The following is a 24,584-nucleotide window of genomic DNA, read 5'->3' on the forward strand; positions in this document are numbered from 1 at the left end:
GGACATATCCACAGGAATCCGTACACCTGCAAGGAGAAGAATATGAGTAACATAAAAGTTGTTGATGTCATCATTCGCAAAACGGCGGAGAAAACTAAATTAACCGGCGAAGGAAATTTGTCGGTCTCTATTTCATCGCCGAGCGTGATTGAAATCCAGGGCTCTGCTCAGGATGTGGCGCGCTATGTCCGCCAGGGTAAAGACCTCCTCATTTATATGAAAGATGGCAGCGTTATTCGCTGCAATAACTATTTCGCAGAAGATCCAGAAACGCATAATCAGTCAGAGCTGGTGTTCAACGACCGTCAGGAACTGACGCATATTTCTTTTGCCGATGCCGGGGAAGCGTCAGGCGCTGCGGTGACTGAGTTAACCGCGCAGGCCACACCGATTAGCAGCATTCAACCTTTCCTCGAGCAGGAAAGCGTTTTAAGCGACGCGCCGTGGGGCTGGATTGCGGGAGCGGCGTTAGGCGGCGGTGCCATCGGGGCGCTGCTGGCAAACGGCGGTGACGGCGGAACTAAAACAAAAGTCATTGATAATACGAAAGAAGTTGAAAGCGCCACGCCGACCTTCTTGCTGTCGGATAAAGCGGGTGACAAGCAGGGCGTGCTGAGCGCAAACGAGATCACGGACGACAGCACCCCAACCTTTAGCGGTACCGGCCAGCCGGGCGCGACCATCCAGATCAAAGACAGCAGCGGCAGCACCATTGCCAGCACCATGGTCGGTACAGACGGCACGTGGACGGTAATATTACCGACCCAGACGGACGGGGAGCACACCTGGTCGGTCGTGCAGATCGACGGCAGTAAAACCACCTCTGCGGGCAGTATCACCGTGACGGTCTCTACCGCCGATGCCGCCATTACGCTGGCCACCACGGCGGGCGATAACGTGCTGAACGCCAGCGAGCAATCTGCGGGCTTTACGCTTTCCGGTGCCAGCAAAAACCTGGCGCAGGGTACCGAACTCACCGTGACGCTGAACGGCAAAACCTACGCGGCTGAAGTCGGGGCAGACGGCGCGTGGAGTGTTAACGTGCCTGCGGCGGACGCGCAGGCGCTGGGCGACGGAACCTGGACGGTTAACGTGAGCGGAAAAGACGCGGCGGGTAACACCGTCAGCGGAAGCCAGACGATTGGCGTGGATACCACCGCGCCAACCCTCTCTGTCGATACCCTCGCGCAGGACAACATCATTAATGCGGCTGAGCACAACCAGCCGCTGACCCTGACCGGTAAAACGAATGCGGAAGCCGGTCAGATCGTCACGGTCATCCTGAACGGTAAAAACTATAACGCTACGGTGGGTAGCGACGGCACCTGGTCCGTCACGCTTGCAGCGAACGACGTGCAGGCGCTCAACGAGGGCAATCACACTCTGACGGTTAACGTTAGCGACAAAGCGGGCAACGGTACGTCCGTGACGGGAGATTTCACGGTGGATACCGCCGCGCCGGTCGTCACTATCGATACCGTGGCGGGCGACGATACCCTCAATATCAGCGAGCAGGGGCAGGCGCAGATTATTTCCGGGCAGGCGAGCGGCGCGTCGGCAGGCGATGTGGTCACCGTGACCGTTGGCGGACAGTCTTTCACCGGCGTGGTGCTGGCGGACGGCAGCTGGAGCGTAGGCGTTCCGGCGTCCGTGCTGGGCGCGTTGGGAGAAGGTAACCATACGATTTCAGTTTCCGTGACCGACGCGGCAGGCAACACCGGCAGCGCCACGCACGGCATTACGCTGAGCGGACACCCGCCGGAATTTACGATTGACGCCATCAGCCAGGATAACGTCCTGAATGCCCAGGAGGCGATGCAGCCGCTGAGCCTGACCGGTACCAGCAATCTGCCGGACGGCACTGCCGTCACCGTGACGCTGAACAACGTCAGCTATCAGGCAACCGTCGAAAACGGTATCTGGGCGGTCCAGGTGCCGGTTTCTGACGTGTTGAATCTGGCGAACACGCTTTATACCGTCAGCGTCAGCGGGACCGACAGCGTGGGTAACAGCGGTTCTGCCGAGGCGAACCTGCTGGTGGATACCGTACTTCCGCAGGTCATTATCAATACGTTTGCGGGCGACAACCTGGTCAATAACGCCGAAGCGGGCGTCGATCAAACCCTCAGCGGTCGCGTTACCGGCGCGGCGGCGGGCGATACCGTCTCCATCACCGCAGGCGGCAAGAGCTACACCGCAACGGTTGGGAGCGATCTGACCTGGAGCGTGAAAATCCCGTCAGCGGATCTTCAGGCGTTCGGCGACGGGGATTTAACCTTCACCGCGTCCGTCACCAACGGGCACGGCAATACCGGCACCGGCGAGCGTGATATCAATATCAACGCGGAGCTGCCGGGCCTGCGCGTGAACACCATTTCCGGCGATGACGTGATCAACGCCATAGAACAGCAGCAGGATCTGAGCGTCACCGGCTCCAGCACCCATCTGGCCGCGGGCACGCAGATTATTGTCACCATCAACAGCGTGGAGTACGTCACCGCGGTTAACGCCAGCGGCAGCTGGCAGATTGGCGTTCCGGCGGCGGACCTGCAGGCCTGGACGGCGGGCGGCATGACGGTTAGCGTCAGTGCGGTAGATGCCTGGGGCAATCCCGTTGCGGCTGAACACCCGATTGAACTGGATCTGAACGCCGTGGCGGTCACCATCGATACCGTCTCCGGCGACGATCTGCTGAATGCGGCAGAAAAAGGCGCCGATTTAACAATTTCCGGCCAGACGCAGGGCGTGGAGGCGGGGCAGACCGTGGTGGTGAAATTCGCCGACCAGACCTTCACCGCGCTGGTGCAGCAGGACGGCTCCTGGAGCCTGACCGTGCCCGCCAGCGCCATGGAAACCCTGATTGACGGGCGCGCGCAGGTGAGCGTCAGCGTCACTAACGTCAATGGCAACAGTGCCGACGCGTCGCGCGTGGTCACGGTGGATACGCAGCCACCGGCGATTACGCTCGATAACCTGACCGCCGACAACATCATCAACGCGGCTGAAGCGCAGCAGGATTTAGCCTTAAGCGGTACCAGCACTGCGGAAGCGGGCCAGACGGTCACCGTGACGCTGAACGGCAAAACGTATCAGACCACGGTTCAGGCGGACGGTACGTGGCAGCTGAGCGTGCCTGCGGCTGACGTGGGTGCCCTGACGGACGGCATTGTGACCGTGACGGCCACCGTGAGCGACGTGGCGGGCAACACCAGCAGCGCCGACCGCGTGGGTCTGGTGGACGCGACCGTGCCGCAGGTGACCATCAACAGCTTTGTCACCGACACCAACACCGTTAACCAGCTCGCCCATTCACAGGCGCAGGTCCTGAGCGGCTCCGTCACCGGCGCGGCAGCGGGCGATTTGGTGACCATCACCATTAACAGCATCGATTACACCACCGTGGTGGATGCGGCGGGCAACTGGAGCCTTGGACTGCCGGCGTCCGTCGTGCAGGGGCTGGCTGACGGCACCTGGACAGTTGACGTCTCCGTGACCGACAGATCCGGCAATACCGGAAGCAGTTCGCTGGATGTGGTGGTGAATACCGTGACGCCTGTCATCGGTATCAACACGCTGGCGGCGGACGACGTGATTAACGCGACCGAGAAAGGCGAAGATCTGCAGATTTCCGGCACCAGCAACCAGCCGGAAGGCACGACTATTACGGTGACCCTGAACGGCATTCAGTACACGGCCACCGCTGACGCCAGCGGCAACTGGAGCGTGACCGTACCGGCGGCAAACGTGCTGGCGCTGGGCGAAGCGAATTACACCGTGACGGCGAACGTCACCGATAGCGTAGGCAACAGCGCCTCAGCCTCACACGATGTGCTGGTAGACAGCTCGCTGCCGGTGGTGACGATTAACACGCTGGCGGGCGACAATATCGTTAACGCGGCGGAAGTGGCGGCAGGGCAAACCCTGTCCGGTAAAGTCACGAACGCGGCGCCAGGTGACACTGTCACGATTATCCTTGGCGGCCAGACATACACGGCTACCGTGCAGGACGATATGACCTGGAGCCTGCCGTTAAGCGAGAGCCAGTTCACCGCGCTCGGCAACGGGGATCTCACCGTATCGGCAAGCGTCACCAACGCGCACGGCAATACCGGTTCCTCTTCGCTCGACTTCACCATCGACGCCCAGCTTCCGGGACTGCGTATTGATACGGTCGCAGGCGACGACGTGATCAACGTGATTGAACACGCGCAGAACCTGATTGTGTCCGGCACCAGCACCGATCTGGCGGCGGGCAGCGCCGTGACCGTGACCATCAACGGCAAAGCCTATTCCGCAACGGTGCTGGCGGACGGCACCTGGCAGGCAGCGGTACCGGCGGCGGACGTGTCCCAGTGGGCGGATGGCTCGCTGGATATCAAGGCAAGCGCGCAGGATGCTTCTGGCAACCCGGTAACCATCGGGACCGTCGTGGACGTCGATCTCGCGCCGGTCGCCATCACCATCAACAGCGTGACCGACGACAACGTGCTTAACGCGGCGGAAAAAGGCCAGGATCTGGTGCTGTCCGGCACCACTTCCAGTGTTGAAGCGGGCCAGACCGTGACCATCACCTTCGCAGGGAAAACCTACACCACGACGGTGGATGGCAACGGCGACTGGACCTGGACCGTTCCGGCTGCCGATCTGAGCGGCCTGAAAGACGGCGACGCCAGCGTTCAGGTCAGCGTCATCAACGTGAACGGCAACGCCGCGTCTTCGGCGCAGGCATTCAGCGTCGACACCACCGCGCCGACGGTTACCATCAACACCATCAGCGGCGATAACATGCTGAATGCGGCAGAGGCGGCGCAGGATCTGACCCTGAGCGGGACCTCTACTGCCGAAGCGGGTCAGACGGTCACCGTGACCTTCAACGGCAACCAATATAGCGCGCAGGTGCAGGCGGACGGCAGCTGGACGCTGGACGTGCCTGCGGCGGATCTGGCAGGCATTACCGATGGCAGCGCGGCGGTCACGGCATCCGTGTCCGATAAAGCAGGTAACCCGGCCAGCGCGGGCTCTTCGGTGCTGGTCGACACCACCGTACCGCAGATTTCGTTCAACATCGTTGCGGGCGACGACGTCGTGAATATTGCCGAGCACGGCCAGGCGCTGATCGTCTCCGGCAAGGTCACGGGCGCGCAGGCGGGTGACGTGATTACCGTGACCCTGAACGGCAAAGACTACACCGCCATGCTGGACGCGTCCGGCAGCTGGAGCGTGGGCGTTCCGGCGGCGGACGTGGGTGCGCTGGTCAACGGTGAGCAGACGATTTCTGCGACCCTCACCGACAAAGCCGGTAACAGCACCACCGCGACGCACGAGTTTGACGTCTCCCTGACCGCGCCGGTCATTGCCATCAATACCCTGGCGGCTGACGACGTGATCAACGCGACAGAGAAAGGCCAGGATCTGCAGGTGTCCGGCACCAGCAACCAGCCGGACGGAACCACCATTACGGTGACCCTGAACGGTATCAGCTATACGGCCACCACCGACGCCAGCGGCAGCTGGAGCATCACCGTTCCGGCGGCAAACGTCTCCGCGCTGGGTGAAGCAAGCTACGTGGTGACGGCGAGCGTAACCGACGCGGCGGGCAACAGCGCGAGCACCGGCCACAGCGTGCTGGTCGACAGCTCGCTGCCGCAGGTCACCATCAACCCTGTCGCCACGGACGATGTCATTAACGCAGCGGAAGTGGCTGCCGGGCAGACTCTGAGCGGGAAAGTGAGCGGCGCGGCGAGCGGTGACACTGTCACTATTTCAATCGGCGGCAATACCTGGACCGCGACGGTTCAGGACGATTTGAGCTGGTCGGTCAACGTGCCGTCCACGGTCTTAACCGCCATCGGGAACGGCGATCTGACCGTGTCAGCCAGCGTCACCAACGGCCACGGCAACACCGGAACCGGCGAGCGCGAAATCGTTATAGACGCTAACCTGCCTGGCCTGCGCGTGGATACCGTAGCGGGCGACGACGTCATCAACAGCATTGAGCACGCTCAGAACCTGATTATCACCGGCTCCAGCGAAGGCCTGGCAACGGGCGCGGCGTTAACGGTGACCGTCAACGGCAAAACCTACGCCGCAACCGTGCTGGCGGACGGCACCTGGACGGCGGCTATTCCGGCGGCAGACGTCAGCGCGCTGAATGCGGGCACGGTCACCGTGACCGTGGAAGGCCAGAGCGCGGCGGGTAATCCGGTTTCCATCAGCCACGACGTGAAGGTGGATCTGGCGGCAGTCGCCATCAGCATTGACCCGATTGCCTCGGACGACGTAATCAACGCGGCTGAGAAAGGCGCGGACCTGGTGCTGTCCGGCTCTACCTCCAACGTGGAAGAAAACCAGACCGTCACCATCACCTTCGGCGGCAAATCGTACACCGCGACGGTCGATGCCAGCGGCAACTGGACGGCGACCTTACCGTCTGCCGATTTAGGCAACCTGAAAGACGGCGATGCCAGCGTGCAGGTGAGCGTCACCAACGTGAACGGCAACAGCGCGTCGGCAGGCCGCGAGTACAGCGTGGACGCCACCGCGCCGACGGTGTCTATTGAAATTGTAAGCGACAACAACATCATCAATGCGGCCGAAGCGCAGCAGGATCTGGTTATTGACGGCGTGACCAACGCCGAAGCGGGCCAGACCGTCACCGTGACGCTGAACGGCGTGGACTACACCACCACCGTGCAGGCAAACGGCAGCTGGAGCGTGACCGTGCCGACCGCGGATCTGAGCGGCATTACCGACGGCAGCTACACCATCAGCGCCGCCGTGTCTGATAAGGCGGGCAACCCGGCCTCTGCGGATCGCGACGTGCTGGTCGATACCACCGTCCCGCAGCTGACCATCCACACCGTTTCCGACGACGACGTGATCAACAGCGCCGAGCATGCGCAGGCACTGATTGTCACGGGTTCCGTGACCGGTGCGGCGGCGGGCGACGTGGTCACCGTCACCCTCAACGGCAAATCCTACACCGCCACTCTGGATGCCTCAGGCAACTGGAGCGTGGGCGTGCCTGCGGCGGACGTTACCGCGCTGGCCGCCGGAGATTACACCATTACAGCGGCGCTGACCGATAAAGCGGGCAACAGCAACAGCGCCACGCATGGCGTGGAGGTGAATCTGACCGCGCCGGTGCTGACCATTGACACCGTTTCCGGTGACGATGTGATCAACAACACCGAGAAAGCCCAGGATCTGACGATCTCCGGTACGGCTTCCGGCCTGGCGGCAGGCGCAGTGGTGACCGTGATGCTGAACGGCAAAGCGTACAGCGCGCAGGTGGACAATAACGGAAAATGGACGACTACCGTTCCGGCGAACGAGGTCGGTCAGCTGGGCGAGGCGCTTTATACCGTCACCGCCTCAGCGACGGACAGCGTCGGCAACAATACCAGCACGTCGCACACCGTGAACGTGGAATCCGTTCTGCCGGGCGTGATCGTCAACACCATTGCGGGTGACGACGTCATTAACGCGGCGGAGCTGGCAGCCGGGCAGACCATCAGCGGTAAGGTGGTGAATGCCGAAGCGGGCAACACCGTGACCGTGACGATTGGCGGTAACAGCTACACCGCAACGGTGCAGAGCGATCTCACCTGGTCCGTGAACGTGCCGTCCGACGTGCTGACCGCGCTGGGCAACGGTGATTTGACCGTGTCAGCCAGCGTCACGAACGGCGTGGGCAATAGCGGAACGGGCGAGCGCGAAATCGTGATAGACGCTAACCTGCCGGGCCTGCGCCTGGATACCGTGGCGGGTGACGACGTGATCAACAGCATCGAACACGGGCAGAACCTGATTATCACCGGTACCAGCGACGGGCTGGCGGCGGGCGCGGCGCTGACCGTGACCGTCAACGGCAAAACCTATCCGGCGACCGTGCTGGCGGACGGCACCTGGAGCGCGGCGATCCCGGCCGCGGACGTGGGTGCGCTGAATGCAGGCACGGTCACCGTGACCGTTGCGGGCCAGAGCAGCGCCGGTAACCCGGTCTCCATCAGCCACGATGTGACGGTGGATCTGGCGAGCGTTGCCATCAGCATTGACGCCATCGCCACCGATGACGTGATTAACGCGGCCGAGAAGGGCGCGGATCTGGTGCTCTCGGGAGCGACCTCGAACGTTGAGGAAAACCAGACCGTCACCATCACCTTCGGCGGCAAGAGCTACACCGCGACGGTAGACGCCGACGGCAAATGGACCGCCACGGTGCCAGCGGCCGATCTGGCGGGTCTGAAAGACGGCGACGCCAGCGTGCAGGTGAGCGTCACCAACGTTAACGGCAACAGCGCCTCGGCGGGCCGCGAGTACAGCGTGGATGCGACCGCACCGTCCGTGACCATCAATACCCTGGCGACGGACGACATTCTCAATGCCACCGAAGCGAAGAGCGATCTGACGGTTTCCGGCACCAGCACCGCCGAAGCGGGCCAGACGGTGACCGTGTCGCTGAACGGCAAAGACTACACCACAACCGTCAGCGCGGACGGCAGCTGGACGCTCAACGTCCCGGCGGCCGATGTTGCGGCCCTGACGGACGGCAGCGTGACCGTTACCGCATCGGTAAGCGACAAGGCGGGCAACCCGGCGTCGGTGGATCACAACCTGGCGGTAGATATCACCGTCCCGGCGGTGACCATCAATACCGTGGCGGGCGACGATGTTATTAACATCGCAGAACACGGCCAGGCGCAAATCATCAGCGGCACCGCCACCGGCGCGGCAGCGGGCGATAAGGTCACCGTCACCATCGGCGGCCAGACGTACACCACCGTGCTTGACGCGGCGGGGAACTGGAGCGTGGGCGTACCGGCGAGCGTGATTTCCGGCCTCAGCGACGGCACCGTAACCGTCACTGCGTCCGTCACCGACGCGGCGGGCAACACCGGTACCGGCACGCATAACGTGACCGTTGATACCGGTCTGCCATCGGTGGCCTTCAACGCCATCAGCGATGACAACGTCCTGAACGCGGTAGAAAAAGGTCAGGATCTGAGCGTCAGCGGCACCAGCGCCAACCTGGCGGAAGGCACCGTGGTGACCGTGACCCTCAACGGTAAAAACTACGCGGCGACGACCGCGGCAGACGGCACCTGGAGCCTGACGGTTCCGGCAGCGGATCTGGCCGGTCTCGGCCAGGCCAACTATACCCTGAACGCGACCGCCACCAACGGCGTGGGCAACAGCGTGAGCAACACCGCGAACCTGCTGGTGGACACCGCGCTGCCAACGGTCACCATCAACACCGTGGCGGGCGATAACGTCATTAACGCGGCGGAAGTGGCGGCAGGCCAGACCCTGAGCGGCACCGTGGCGAACGCCGAAGCGGGCAATACCGTCACCGTCACCCTTGGCGGCAACAGCTACACCGCAACGGTGCAGAACGATCTGACCTGGTCCGTGAACGTGCCGTCCGACGTGCTGACCGCGCTGGGCAACGGCAGCCTGAGCGTAACGGCGACCGTCACCAACGGCCACGGCAACACCGGCACCGGCGAGCGCGAAATCGTGATAGACGCTAACCTGCCGGGCCTGCGCGTCGACACCGTCGCGGGCGACAACGTGGTCAACAGCATCGAACATACTCAAAACCTGATTGTCACCGGTTCCAGCGACGGGCTGGCGGCAGGCACGGCGCTGACCGTCACCATCAACGGCAAAGACTATGCGGCCACGGTGCTGGCGGACGGCACCTGGAGCGCGGCTGTTCCGTCTACCGACGTGAGCGCGTGGCCGGAAGGCACCGTCAAAATCAGCGTGACCGGCGACAGCTCAGCGGGTAACCCGATTACCATCAGCCACGATGTGACGGTGGATCTGGCGACCGTTGCCATCAGCATCAACGCCATCGCCACCGACGACGTGATTAACGCGGCGGAGAAGGGCGCGGATCTGGTGCTGTCCGGTGCGACCACCAACGTGGAAGCCGGGCAGACCGTGACCATCAGCCTGAACGGCAAAATCTACACCACCACGGTGGACGACAGCGGCAGCTGGACCTGGACCGTACCGTCTGCGGATCTGGCTGGCCTGAAGGACGGCGATGCCAGCGTGCAGGTGAGCGTCACCAACGTCAACGGCAACAGCGCCTCGGCGGGACGTGAGTACAGCGTGGATGCCACCGCGCCGTCCGTGACCATCAACACCCTTGCGGCTGACGATATTCTGAACGCCGCAGAAGCGCAGTCCGATCTGACCGTATCCGGCACCACCACCGCCGAAGCGGGCCAGACCGTGACCGTGTCGCTGAACGGCAAAGACTACACCACAACCGTCAGCGCGGAAGGCAGCTGGACACTCAACGTCCCGGCGGCCGATGTTGCGGCCCTGACGGACGGCAGCGTGACCGTTACCGCATCGGTAAGCGATAAGGCGGGCAACCCGGCGTCGGTTGATCACACTCTGACGGTCGACGTGACCGTGCCTGCGGTGACGATCAACACCGTGGCGGGCGACGACGTGATTAACATCGCTGAGCACGCTCAGGCGCATATCGTCAGCGGCACCGCCACCGGCGCGGCAGCGGGCGATAAGGTCACCGTGACCATCGGCGGCCAGACCTACACCACCGTGCTGGACGCGGCGGGGAACTGGAGCGTGGGCGTACCGGCCAGCGTGATTTCCGGCCTCAGCGACGGCACCGTAACCGTCACGGCGTCCGTCACCGACGCGGCGGGCAACACAGGTACCGGCACGCATAACGTGACCGTTGATACCGGCCTGCCGTCCGTGGCGTTCAACGCCATCAGCGGCGACAACGTGCTGAACGCGGTAGAAAAAGGTCAGGATCTGAGCGTGAGCGGCACCAGCGCCAACCTGGCGGAAGGCACCGTGGTGACCGTGACCCTGAACGGCAAAAACTACACGGCCACGACGGCGGCAGACGGCACCTGGAGCCTGACCGTTCCGGCAGCGGATCTCGCGGGTCTGGGCGAAGCCAACTACACCCTGAACGCAGCCGCGACCAACGGCGTGGGCAACAGCGTCAGCAATACGGCGACCCTGCTGGTGGACACCGCGCTGCCGACCGTTACCATCAACACCATTGCGGGCGATAACGTCATCAACGCGGCGGAAGTGGCCGCGGGCCAGACCATCAGCGGCAAGGTAGCGAACGCGGAAGCGGGCAATACCGTCACCGTGACCATTGGCGGCAATACGTACACCGCGACGGTACAGAACGATTTGACCTGGTCCGTTAACGTGCCGGAATCCGTCCTGACCGCGCTGGGCAACGGCGATTTGACCGTGTCGGCGACCGTCACCAACGGCCACGGCAACACCGGCGCGGGCGAGCGCGAAATCACTATCGACGCCAGCCTGCCGGGCCTGCGCGTCGATACCGTGGCGGGCGACGATGTGATCAACAGCATCGAGCACGGGCAGAACCTGATCGTTACCGGCTCCAGCGACGGGCTGGCGGCAGGCACCACGCTCACCGTGACCGTCAACGGCAAAACCTATGCGGCCTCCGTGCTGGCAGACGGCACCTGGAGCGCGGCGATCCCGGCGGCAGACGTCGGGGCCCTGGCTGCGGGCACGATTACCGTGACCGCTGCAGGCCAGAGCGCGGCGGGCAACCCGGTGACCATCAGCCATGACGTGACCGTCGATCTGTCAGCAGTGGCTATCAGCATCGATGCGATTGCCACCGACGACGTGATTAACGCGGCGGAGAAAGGCGCGGATCTGGTGCTCTCCGGCAGCACCTCGAACGTTGAGGAAAACCAGACCGTTACCGTTACCTTCGGCGGCAAGACGTACACCGCGAAGGTGGATGCTGACGGTAACTGGACGGCCACCGTGCCGTCTGCGGATCTCGCGGGCCTGAAGGACGGCGATGCCAGCGTACAGGTGAGCGTCACCAACGCGCACGGCAACAGCGCCTCGGCGGGCCGGGAGTACAGCGTGGACGCCACCGCGCCAACCGTGACCATCGATACGGTCGCAGGCGATAACGTGATTAACGCCAGCGAAGCGGCTGCGGGCGTGGCCATTTCCGGCACCACCACGGCGGAAGTCGGTCAGACGGTCACCGTGACGCTGGGCGGTAAGAGCTATACCGCGCAGGTGCAGCAGGGCGGTATCTGGAACGTGAACGTGCCGGGCACAGACCTGTCCGCACTGGCGGATAACGGCTACACCGTGCAGGTCAGCGTGAGCGACGCCGCGGGTAACCCGGGCAGCGCGGGCAAAGCGATTACGCTTGATACCACGCCGCCGACCGTCAGCTTTAACGCCGTCGCGGGCGATGACGTCATCAACAGCGTGGAGCATGGGCAGGCGCAGATTGTCAGCGGCACCGCAACCGGCGCGAGCGTCGGCGATAAGGTGGTCATCACCATCGGTTCGAACCAGTACACCACCACCGTTGACGCTAGCGGTAACTGGAGCGTGGGCGTGCCGGCCAGCGTGATTTCCGCGCTGAACGACGGCACCGTGACCCTCAGCGCGACGATTACCGACAGCGCGGGCAACAGCAGCACCCAGACCCACGATGTGGTAGTGAACACCGCCTCCGTGGCGCTGACCATCAACACCGTTAGCGGAGATGACGTCATTAACGCGGCTGAAGCCGGTTCGTCCCTGGTGATTAACGGCTCCAGCGCCCAGTTCGCCAGCGGTACGCAGGTTACCGTGACGCTGAACGGCAAGAGCTATACGGCCACCATCCAGAGCGACGGCAGCTGGACGACCACCGTTCCGGCCGCCGACGTGGGCGCGCTGGCCGATGGCGCGAGCTATCAGGTATCCGTGTCGGCGCAGGACAGCGCGGGCAACAGCGCGTCGGCGACGCACGGCATCAGCGTGGATACTACTGCGCCGGTCGTGAGCATTGCGACGCTGTCGGCTGACGATATGCTGAACGCCGCAGAAGCGCAGCAGCCGCTGACCGTGCGCGGCTCTTCCAGCGCGGAGGCGGGTCAGACCGTCACCGTGACGCTGGGCGGCAAATCCTACACTGCCACCGTCGCGAACGACGGCACCTGGACGCTCGACGTGCCGGCGGCAGACCTGGCCGCCCTGAGCCAGGGCGCGCTGACGGTGACCGCCTCGGTCAACGATAAAGCGGGTAATAACGGCCAGACCACGCACACCTTAACGGTAGACACCGTCGCGCCAACCGTGACCATCAGCACCGTGGCCGATGACGATATCGTCAACAACGCGGAGCAGCTGGCGGGCCAGACCATCAGCGGTACCACCACGGCGGAACAGGGCCAGACGGTGACCGTCTCCTTCAACGGGCACAGCTATCAGGCAACCGTCGGGGCGGACGGATCCTGGTCGGTCTTCGTGCCGGGCCGTGATTTCCTCGGCCTGAGCGACGGGGATTACACCATCACCGCTTCGGTGAGCGATAAGGCGGGTAACCCGGGCAGCGCAACGCACGACGTGACGCTGAACGGCGATGTCCCAACCATCACCATCAACACCTTTGCGCAGGACGATATCGTTAACGCCGCCGAGCACGGTACGCCGCTGGTCGTCAGCGGTACCACCGACGCCCCGGCGGGCCAGACGGTGACCATTACGCTGAACGGCAAAACCTACACGGCGACCGTCCAGAATGACGGCACCTGGAGCTATACGGTCGGCAGCGCAGACGTGACCGCGCTGGCGGACGGCGGTTCGTACGTGATTAACGCACAGGTCAGCAACACCATCGGCAACAGCGGCAGCGATAACCACACCGTCACCGTGGATCTCACCGCGCCGTCGATGGGCATCAGCATTGACTCGCTGCAAAACGACACCGGCCTGAGCGCGACTGATTTCATCACCAACGATGCTCAGGTGGTGGTCAACGGCTCGCTGACCGCGCAGCTCGGCAATAACGAGAAGGCGCAGATCAGCCTCGACGGCGGCACCACCTGGATTGACCTGACCGTGACCGGCACCACCTGGCGCTACACCGATGGCCGCACCCTGACGGACGGTACGTATCAGTACCAGGTGCGCGTGATCGATAACGCGGGCAACGTGGGGGCGACGGACAGCCAGGACGTGGTGATTGACCTGACCATGCCTGTAGCAACGACGATTACGGTTGATTCCATCACCCAGGATACGGGTCTGTCCGGCAGCGACTTTATCACCAGCGACAACCAGATCAGCCTGAAAGGGACGCTCGGCGCGGCGCTGGGCAGCGGCGACCACGCGCAGATCAGCCTCGACGGCGGCGTTACCTGGATAGACGTCAGCGTCAGCGGCCTGAGCTGGACCTATGTCGATGGCCGCACGCTGGCCGACGGGGATTATAACTACCAGCTGCGCGTGATTGACGACGCGGGCAATATCAGCGCCACCGCCAGCCAGGTGGTGACCATTGATACGGTTGCGCCGGACGCCAGCAAAACCATCGCCATCGACAGCATCAGCGACGATACTGGCCTGAGCAGCAGCGACTTTGTCACTAACGATACGTCCCTGACGCTGCACGGCTCGCTCGGCGCAACGCTGGCCGACGGCGAGTATGCCCAGATCAGCATCGACGGCGGCGTCACCTGGCAGAACGTGATCGTCACCGGCAACAGCTGGTACTACGTCGATAGCCGCACGCTGGGTAACCAGACCTATGACTACTACGTTCGCGTGGTGGACGCGGCGGGCAACGTGGGGGCCAGCGCCCATCAGCAGGTGACCGTCGATACGGTCGCCCCGGACGCGTCGATTACGGTGACCGTGGATAACATCACCGTGGATACCGGCTTCGACAATAACGACTTCCTGACCAGTTCGACCTCGTACACGCTGCACGGAACGCTCGGCGCAGAGCCTGGCGCGGGTGAATTCGTGCAGGTGAGCATGGACGGCGGCAGCACCTGGGTGTACGCCACCGTCAGCGGTACGCAGTGGAGCTACAGCGACACGCGTACCCTGACCGACGGCAGCCATAACTATCAGGTGCGGGTTGTTGACCAGGCGGGGAACGTCGGGGCAACCACCTCGCAGTTGGTGACGGTGGATACGCAGGCGCCGCAGTACGGCGTCACCATCGACAGCATCAGCGAAGATACCGGCCAGTCCGGGAGTGATTTCATCACCATGGACACCACGCTGACCATCAACGGTTCGCTGGGCAGCGCGCTGGCAAACGACGAGCGCGTGCAGATCAGCCTGGACGGCGGAAATACCTGGCTCGATACCACGGTCACCAACCAGCGCTGGAGCTACACCGATACCCGCGATCTGCCTGACGGGGACTACATCTACCAGGTGCGGATTATCGACCAGGCGGGCAATGTGGGTTCCACCGCGTCTCAGATCGTCACGGTAGACACCACGCCGCCGACCACGGTTGGCACGGTCGTGAGCTACACCGACGGCGAAGGCGAGCGTCAGGGCACTTTTGGCAGCGCGGTGGCAACGGACGATAACTCGCCGCTGATCAACGGGACGCTCAACCGTGCCCCGGATGACGGCGAGATCGTGCAGCTCTACCGTGACGGGGTTCTGCTCGGCCAGGTGACCATGAACGGCAGCGCGAGCTGGTCCTTCCAGGACAACGGCCTGAGCGACGGGAATCACACCTACATCGTGCGCGTCACCGACAGGGCCGGAAACTACACGGAATCCGACGGCTTTGTGCTGAACGTCGATACCAGTATCCCGACCACCACGGCGGCGATTACCGCGCAGACCACGTCGGACACTACGCCGATCGTCAGCGGTACCGTCTCCGCTGACCTGGTGAACGGCGAATATCTGGTGGTGACGGTGAACGGCAAAACCTACACCTCCCAGACCGGCGGTGCGGTGGTAGTCGACCCGGATCACAACACCTGGTATCTGCAGATCCCGGACGGCGATGCGCTGAGCGTGGCGAGCTACAGCGTGACCGCGCAGGTGAAGAGCAGCGCGGGTAACGGCAATACCACGGGTACGGCGACCGGCAGCCTGGTGATTGATACCACCTCGGTGAATACCGACTGGGCAACCACGGCGGGGAACAGCAACAACTCCACCATGACCCTCGGCATGAACAGCAGCGGTCTGTGGAATATCATCGCTAACGGCCAGTCATACTCCAGCAGCGATAGCTCGACCTATGCCGGCAATACGCTGACCAATACCCGTAACTACTACGTGGTGAGCCAGACCGCCGCCGACTTTGACCGTAACGGCACGCAGGATATCTTCGCGACCGAGAACACCTACGCCGGCTCCACGCAGGTGATGTGGACCTATGATGGCAGCACCTATAACGCCAGCCAGCTGGCGATGGGCACCACCATCTGGTACGGCGGCGTGATTGCCTACGACAAAACCGGGGATGGCTATCTTGATCTGGCGTACGGCGATGCCGGTATGGACTCACTGACCTACCTGGTGAACAACAACGGCGTTCTGTCGCCGGACGGAACCGGCGGGGAAGGCGGGTTCTACGGTCAGTTCGATTCCGGGCGCGAAATTTCCGGGGTTGACCTGAACAACGACGGCACGGTGGATATTGTTCAGCACACCAACCGCAGCGGCGCGTACTCGTTAACCGTGATCAACAACAACGGTAACGGCACGCTCTCTATCGGTCAGAACCTGACCAACGTGTTTGTGGTCAACGCCTCGAATACCACCACGGCGGCGTCCATGACGTGGGCGGACTTCAACGGCGATGGCTACATGGATCTGTACCTGGGCAGCAGCTACAACAACAACGGCGGGGTGATTTACTACAACGACGGTACCGGGAAGCTCTCTGCCACCAAGAGCGCGGTGGAAGCCTCTAACGCCACGGCAGGGTATCTGTCGGTGGCGGTGGACTGGAACGGCGACGGTCAGATGGATATCATCAAGCTCAGCACCTACGGCGGCTCGCAGACGGCGACCCTGTTCACCAACAGCGGCTACGGTTCCACCTGGACCTCCAGCCAGCTGGCGTCCGGTATTGCCTACGCGACCGGCGTGGCGGCGGTGGACTACAACTGGGACGGCGCGCAGGATCTGCTGGTCTCTCAGCAGAACGGCAAGGTGGTGCTGGTGCAAAACAGCAAAACCATTGCTGACGGCACCGCGATGCACCTGCACATTGTCGACAGCGAGGGCATCAACGCCTACTACGGCAACACGGTCAATCTGTACAACGCCGCGGGCGTGCTGGTGGCCTCGCAGATCATCAACGCCCAGTCCGGTATCGGGTCGAACGATACCTCTGCGCTGGTGAGCTTCTACGGTCTGGATCCGAATGAAACCTATTCGGCCGAGATCCTGAAGATCACCAACGGCGTGTCGGATAACGTCACCTGGAGCGGTCTGGAGGCGGGCAACGGCAAAGAGGGCTACGTCCTGACGGCCGAAGCCGCCACCGGCGGCCACAGCGGGACCATCACCGGGACCGGGTATAACGACACCTTTATCGCAGAGGACGGCACCTATACCTACAACGGCTCCGGCGGCTGGAATACCCACTCCGACTACGACACCTGGAGCAACACCGGTGGGATGGACGTGGTGGATTACCGCAACGCGACCTCCGGCGTTAACGTTGATTTGCGCCTCTCAACCGCGCAGAACACCGGGTTCGGTACCACGCGACTGTTGAACATTGAAGGCATCAACGGCTCGGATTACGACGACGTTATTACCGGCAACAGCGGTGATAACCAGTTCGAAGGGCGCGGCGGAAACGACACCTTCAACATCGGCAGCGGTGGTCACGATACGTTGCTCTACAAGCTGATTAACGCCTCGGATGCGACGGGCGGTAACGGTCACGACGTGGTGAACGGCTTTACGGTCGGCACCTGGGAAGGGACCGCGGACACGGATCGTATTGACCTGCGCGATCTGCTCTCCGGCAGCGGCTATACGGGCACGGGCTCGGCGAGCTACGTGAACGGCGTCGCCACGCTGGACAGCAGCGCGGGCAATATCAGCGATTACATCCGCGTGGTGCAAAACGGCAGCAATACCGAGATCCAGGTTGACCTGGACGGTACCGGCGGTCAGTTCTCGCCAACCACGCTGGTGACGCTGAACGGCGTGCAGACGGATCTGGCAACGCTGCTGGCGAACCATCAGCTGTTAATTGCGTAAAACAACGCCGCGGGGAGCGATCCTCGCGGCCTTTTGCGTTTCTTTACATGAATAGCCATAACCCTATATTTCACAAGATTATTTTGCGGGCTCGTTTAGAGAGTGTTCGATTTTTAATCATTCCGTAAAGGTATCATTTCAGTGCGAAATTACCGCTCTGGACAGGACGTAGCATTATGAAGACACATCCACAGTACGAACCCTGGCTGCAGGGCATGCTCATCATCGCGAAGCACTACCGGCTGGATTTCTCAGCGGAGCATGTTCGGGTCACGATTAACCATGAAAGCCAGTCTCCGCGCCAGCTGGTGCTGGAGGAGATGGCGCGCCAGCTTGGGCTGGGGATGCGTATGGTGGCGGCTGAAGCGGTATCCCTCGATCCGTGGCGCCTGCCGCTGCTGGCGGAATTCACCGGCGGACAAATCGCGGTCATTAACCGCATGGACAGCGAAGGCAACGTCAGCCTGCAGTTTAGCGGCGACGCGGGGCTGGAGACCACGCTGACGCGCGATGAGCTCGGGGCGCGGTTAAAAGGGCTGATGGTGCTGCGCCCGCTCGAATCCACGCCGGATGCCCGCGTGGACGACTACATCAAACCCTATGAGAAAAACTGGTTCTGGCAGCTGGCGCTGAAGGACTGGCGACGCTACAGCGACATTATGCTGGTGGCGCTGGTTGCCAACGTGCTGGCGCTCTCCGGCATGGTTTTCTCCATGCAGGTGTACGACAGGGTGGTGCCGTCGCAGTCGGAAGCCACGCTGTGGGTGCTGTTTGGCGGCGTGATGATTGCCATCGTGTTCGAATTCATCATGCGCATGCTGCGCGTGCATATTTCTGACGTGGTGGGGAAGCGCGCCGACCTGCGCATCTCCGAACGCGTTTTTGCCCACGCGCTGCGGATTAAAAACGGCGCGCGATCCAAATCAACCGGATCCTTTATCGCCCAGATCCGCGAGCTGGAGTCGGTGCGCGAGCTGATCACCTCGACCACCATTGCGGCGATTTCCGATCTGCCGTTCTTCCTGCTGTTCGTCTTTATTCTGTGGATGATTGGCGGCCCGCTGGTGCTGGTGGTCCTGCTCGCCGTGCCGCTGCTGCTCATCCCCGGCCTGCTGGTGCAGCGCCCGCTGGGGAAACTCTCCAGCGAAGGGATGCGTGAATCCGCCATCCGTAACGCCACGCTGGTGGAGGCGGTGCAGGGCATTGAGGACATCAAGCTGATGCGCGCCGAGCAGCGTTTCCAGAACCAGTGGAACAACACCAACGACGTCGCCGCCAGCGTCGGCATGAAGCAGCGCTGGCTGACGGGCCTGCTGCTCACCTGGACGCAGGAGGTGCAGTCCATCGTCTATGCGGTGGTACTGCTGGTGGGCTGTTATCTGGTCATCAGCGGTGACATGACCACCGGTGCGCTGGTGGGAACCTCGATTCTGGCGTCGCGCACTATCGCGCCGCTGTCGCAGATCTCAGGCGTGCTCTCGCGCTGGCAGTCGGCAAAGGTGGCGCGCAAGGGGCTGGACGACCTGATGCAGCGCCCGATTGACGATCCGCAGCACGGCAAGAAGGTGCATAAAGCCCACCTGCGCGGCGACTATAGCCTTGAGGACGTCGGGTTTTATTACGACGAGGAAGAGAAACTCACCGTGCTCAACATCAGCAAGCTGCAGATCCGCGCCGGAGAGCGCGTGGCGGTGCTTGGGCGCAACGGCTCCGGTAAAAGCACGCTGCTGCAGCTTCTGGCGGGCATGCAGGAGCCGCAGCAGGGCAGCATCCTGCTCGACGATATCGCCCTCAATCATCTGGACCCGGCCGACGTGCGTCGCGACATGCAGCTGCTCAGCCAGCAGGCCCGGCTGTTCTTTGGCTCCGTGCGGGACAACATCCTGATGGGGAACCCGTTAGCCACCGACGATGAGATTCATCAGGCGCTGGTTAACAGCGGCGCGCTGGAGTTTGTGCGCAAGCAGAAAATGGGGCTGAACTACATCATCAACGAGGGCGGGGCTGGCCTCTCCGGCGGTCAGCGTCAGGCGCTGCTGCTGGCGCGTGCCCTGATTACCTCGCCGACTATCCTGCTGCTGGACGAGCCTACCGCCTGGCTGGACGAAATGAGCGAGAAGCAGTTTATTCAGCATCTTCACAAATGGCTGGGTAAACGCCGGACGCTGGTGGTGGCGACGCATCGCCTGCCGATTCTGGACCTGGTCGACCGCATCATCGTGCTGGAAAACGGCAAGGTGGTGATGGACGGCCCGCGCGATGCGATCCTGCACCAGCACGGCATGGCGCCGCAGAAAGCCGCGCAGCGTACGGTGACCATGAAGCCGGCGGCGGTTGCAGAGGAGGGCGCATCATGAATGATTTCTCTCGTTTCAATAGCCGACTGAAGGAGCCGCGCCTGCCGCGCTCGTCGCTGGTGGCATGGTCCCTGTTCGCCCTGCTGGCGGTGTTTATCGCCTGGGCAAGCCTGTTCCACCTGGATGAAGTGACGACCGGCAGCGGCAAGGTCATACCGTCTTCGCATGAGCAGGTCATCCAGTCTCTGGAAGGCGGCATCATCCACAGCCTGATGGTGCGCGAAGGCGACATCGTGGAACGCGGCCAGCAGCTTGCGCAGCTTGACCGGACAAAAACCGAGTCGAGCGTGCTGGAGAGCGAGTCTCGCCTGAATGCGGCGCTGGCAACCGCTGCGCGCCTGAAGGCCGAGGTGAACGACACGGAGCTCGCGTTTCCGGAGGAGCTGGATGACGACGTTGAGCTGGTCAAACAGGAAACGGCGCTCTATCAGTCCCGTCGTGAAAGTCTCGAAAAAGGGCTGGCCGGGTTGCGTCAGGGCGCCGAGCTGGTGCAGCGCGAGCTGTCGTTAACCCGACCGCTAGTGACCCAGGGAGCGGCCAGCAAGGTTGAGGTGTTACGTCTTGAGCGTCAAAAAAATGAGCTTGAGAATAAAATCACCGAGATGAAAAACCAGTATTACGTTCGCGCCCGTGAAGAGCTGGCAAAAGCCAATGCGGAGATTGAGGCCCAGCGTTCAGTGATGAAAGGGCGTGAGGACTCCCTGACCCGGCTGACCTTCAATGCCCCGGTTCGCGGGATCGTGAAGGATATTGACGTCACGACCGTGGGAGGCGTTATCCCGCCGAACGGCAAGCTGATGAGCCTTGTCCCGCTTGACGATCAGATGGTGGTCGAAGCGAAAATCTCGCCGCGCGATGTGGCGTTTATTCATCCTGGCCAGAAAGCGCTGGTGAAAATTACGGCCTATGACTACTCCATTTACGGCGGGCTGGAAGGGGAAGTGACCATGATTTCGCCGGACACCCTGCAGGATGAGGTGAAAAGGGATGTCTACTACTATCGCGTTTATATCCGTACCGACAGTAACCATCTGACCAATAAGCAGGGTCAGGAATTTCCGGTCTTTCCGGGCATGATTGCTACCGTTGATATTAAAACCGGCAGTAAAACCATTCTGGATTATCTGTTGAAACCGCTGAACAAGGCAAAAGAGGCGCTGCGGGAACGATAGGGGAATGGCGTTCGGAACTCCGAACGCCTGCTGGATTATACGGTTGACGTCACGTTGTGAGCGTGGCGTCGCTCTTTAGGCACAACGTTGATGTAATGCGTAACATACGCAAAATATAAACCGGCATAATTTTCGACAAGGTCGATAAACGCCGGGTATATCGACATCCGACCATCACCACGATCTTTAAGATATCCCGCCTCTTGTGCCGATTTGATAATTCGATTGACGTGGATGCGTGAAACAAAAAATTCTTTTGCGAGCGTGCTGGCTGAATAGTCAATGACCGCACCGTGAGCGGATTTATTTTTCATGGCCTGCAGATAGATATAAAGCATAATCATACGGCCGCCATCTTTATCAATAAATAATCCCACCTCAGGCAACACCTTTCTGAACGTTAATCCCCGAAAAAGATATTCAGCCGCGCGGCGGAAGAAGTTGTTTCTCAAAATATCATTATCCAGCAGATTAACATTAATATTAAATGCCGGATAAAGAATGCTGACGGGCAAAAAAGCGCCGGACATATAACGCTTAAGTTCATTGAGTCCTTTTTCAGTTGGCGCGATTCTCGTTTTGCGTCGATCATCCGTGCAGCGCCAGGTCCTGATGCGCCCGGTGGTTCTCAGTATCGTAATGATCGCAATCACGCTGTTGGGGCTGGCTATTTTATAGCGAGAGCATAGCTCTTTAATCTCTGAAACTGACTCGGCCTGATTTCCAAAAATAAAACAACACATGGAGAGAATAATGTTAAATCGTGATTCCTGCAGCATTGTCTTGTAGAACAAAGGTTGTTTTTTGTAGATGGTGTCATTAATTGTGTAGTGCTCTAATATTGCCTCACCGAATCGCGGATTGTTCTTTATAACATCCCTTCGATGTAGCAAGGCCCTGGATGAGATGTGATTATCCATAGCATTTTTCTCGTATTTGAATGAGCCGATAGATGAAGTGTCCACTCTTCTTTTCGGAATTTTCATTATACCCTGAGAATAAGATATTTGCCGTTGTTATTTGCAAAGAAAAGTACATTTAAACGACGGTGATTAACGCAAAGATGTTCCTGTGAGTTCAGCTGATATCTGTTTCTTACCCTGAGGCGGTACTGTAAAATTAATGTTTATAACAGGTGCGTTAAATTTTACGTATTCACAAATTGGAAATGGCGCCTTAGTGCCCAGGAGCAGTTTATGACCCACAAAATTTCTCTCAGAAATGAGGCGTGCGATGAACATAAATTTGTCATCTCCGCCTGCGGTTTTACGTTCCAGGGATATCGTCTGATCCTTAACCAGTACGGAATACAGGCTTCGCATATTCACTTTGACGGGGATGAGGCATCCCAACAGGATCTGGAAAATATCCTTATAAATCAGAGCGCTCATATTGTGGTGTTTCTCGGTAAAGGTATCGTCAGTCTCCTGGAGAGCCTGAAGCGACTGGCATCCGTGCTCAATGCACTTCCCGTTATTCGACGCGTCACCCTGTATGGCGACATACCGGATGGCTGGCTATATCGCACCCTGGGCACTCTTTTAAATAATAGTTATCAATTATCATTGATTCGCATAGCCCGCGTTTCAGATGTCGTCACTGGTTCTCAAACGCACCATCATGTTTTTAAAGATCGTTCGTACTTATTACGCGATCGCTACAAGGATAATCCTTCGCAAGACAACGTAAAATGGCTAACAAAAAGAGAGATTGACGTTTTATTAAATTTCTACCGCGGCATGTCCGTAAAAGAAATGTGCGATGAAATGGGGCTTTCTAATAAAACGGTTTATACGCACCGTAAGGAAGGCGTGCTGAAATTACGCTTAATTAAGCGGTGGTTACACGATTCGCACAATTTTAATGCGGAAAGAAGTATCAAGCGGCGGAGTCAAAATAAGGAGTTTACGGATAAGGAAGCAGAGATTTTCAATGCATTATATAAAAAAGAGATCTTCCCTGCTTATCAGATCATTACCGATCGTGACAAAAAAGGCGTAGGCTTTGAGATACTGATCCGCTGGAATAAAAACGGTAAAATTGTCAAGCCGGCCAGTTTTCTCACGGATATTTCAAACCATGAGATATGGTTAAAAATAACGGCGTTAGTCATCCATGCCGCCGTGTCCGGGATTAATAAGTATAACGGTAAATACTATTTTTCTGTGAATATTCCGCCTCGCCTGGCTTCCGGGAATGCATTGCCTGATATGGCAAAGAAAGCTATCGACATGCTGCTCAAACCGCAGTGGGCCGAGAAGCTGGTCTTTGAATTCGCCGAAGATATTGACGTGACGAAGGACAAGAGGATCCCTGAAACCATGCGGCATTTGCGTAATACGGGGTGTCGATTGTTCCTGGATGACTGCTTCTCTAATCATCAAACTATGTTCCCGGTGCGGCAGGTGCATTTTGATGGTCTTAAGCTGGATCGGGACATCGTTGAGCATTTTGTGGCAAACGACAATGACTATAACCTGATTAAAGCGATACAGATTTACAGCGACATGACCGGAACGGACTGTATTGCCGAGGGGGTTGATAGTGAAGAAAAGTTTGAAAAATTAGTCGCGTTAGGCGTCAAAAACTTTCAGGGATATTATTTATCGCGGGCCGTGAAAGAGGAAGAGTTAGACCGTATGGTCAGGATTTTTAGCTAAGAAAAAATAAAGCCCCGAAGGGCCTTTTATTATTTTCGACCCAGCAGCAGGCCGAGAACAATACCGACCGCACCCGCTGCGACGAGGCCGGTGAGTGGATTATTTCTGACAGCTTCAGTGACGTCGGAAACGGCATCGCTGGCCTGAGCGGCATACTTTTTCGCGGCACCTTTTACCTGATGTTTTGGTGAATCGACGAATTCACCAAACTGCTGCTGCGCTGAACCTGCGAGTTCATCAAATTTATTTTTTGCTTTATCTTCAGCAAACTGGGTGTTTTTATCAGTACCGAAATCAGACATTTTTACCTCCTTTTGTTGATAATTAAAGGATAGCCGCTCTTTCTG

At 60.2% G+C, this 24,584-nt stretch carries 6 protein-coding genes; 4 read left to right on the forward strand and 2 right to left on the reverse strand.

Annotated elements, in window-relative coordinates; all coding sequences use genetic code 11:
• Window positions 1-42: 42 nt before the first annotated feature.
• From ACOTZC_RS04320 to ACOTZC_RS04330, 3 genes are all read left to right on the forward strand, one after another.
• Window positions 43-18,048 carry an Ig-like domain-containing protein gene (locus ACOTZC_RS04320; protein WP_421635605.1) on the forward strand — a complete coding sequence of 6,002 codons (18,006 nt, stop codon included), beginning with the start codon at window positions 43-45 and terminating at the stop codon, window positions 18,046-18,048.
• 176 nt (window positions 18,049-18,224) lie between these two features.
• Window positions 18,225-20,405 (forward strand): type I secretion system permease/ATPase, encoded by a 2,181-nt coding sequence (locus tag ACOTZC_RS04325; RefSeq protein ID WP_064790978.1) that lies wholly within the window; start codon window positions 18,225-18,227, stop codon window positions 20,403-20,405.
• Window positions 20,402-21,577, forward strand: a complete 1,176-nt coding sequence (locus ACOTZC_RS04330) for an HlyD family type I secretion periplasmic adaptor subunit (RefSeq protein ID WP_029740549.1) — start codon at window positions 20,402-20,404, stop codon at window positions 21,575-21,577. The genes ACOTZC_RS04325 and ACOTZC_RS04330 overlap by 4 nt, the downstream gene beginning before the upstream one ends.
• Window positions 21,578-21,612: 35 nt before the next feature.
• On the opposite strand, the gene ACOTZC_RS04335 is transcribed toward ACOTZC_RS04330, so the two are convergent.
• A complete protein-coding gene (locus ACOTZC_RS04335) occupies window positions 21,613-22,497 on the reverse strand; it encodes a hypothetical protein (protein WP_032668361.1) in 885 nt (294 codons plus the stop codon).
• Window positions 22,498-22,773: 276 nt separating this feature from the next.
• Here ACOTZC_RS04335 and ACOTZC_RS04340 point away from each other — a divergent pair, with 276 nt between their 5' ends.
• Complete coding sequence (locus ACOTZC_RS04340) at window positions 22,774-24,237, forward strand: EAL domain-containing protein (protein WP_064790977.1); 1,464 nt, start codon at window positions 22,774-22,776, stop codon at window positions 24,235-24,237.
• 29 nt (window positions 24,238-24,266) lie between these two features.
• Here ACOTZC_RS04340 and ACOTZC_RS04345 read toward each other — a convergent pair whose 3' ends face one another.
• A complete protein-coding gene (locus tag ACOTZC_RS04345) occupies window positions 24,267-24,539 on the reverse strand; it encodes a DUF883 family protein (protein WP_023311651.1) in 273 nt (90 codons plus the stop codon).
• Between the last annotated feature and the right edge of the window lie 45 nt (window positions 24,540-24,584).

The organism is Enterobacter cloacae complex sp. SHL009 (assembly GCF_049237205.1).
Classification (GTDB): domain Bacteria; phylum Pseudomonadota; class Gammaproteobacteria; order Enterobacterales; family Enterobacteriaceae; genus Enterobacter; species Enterobacter cloacae_M.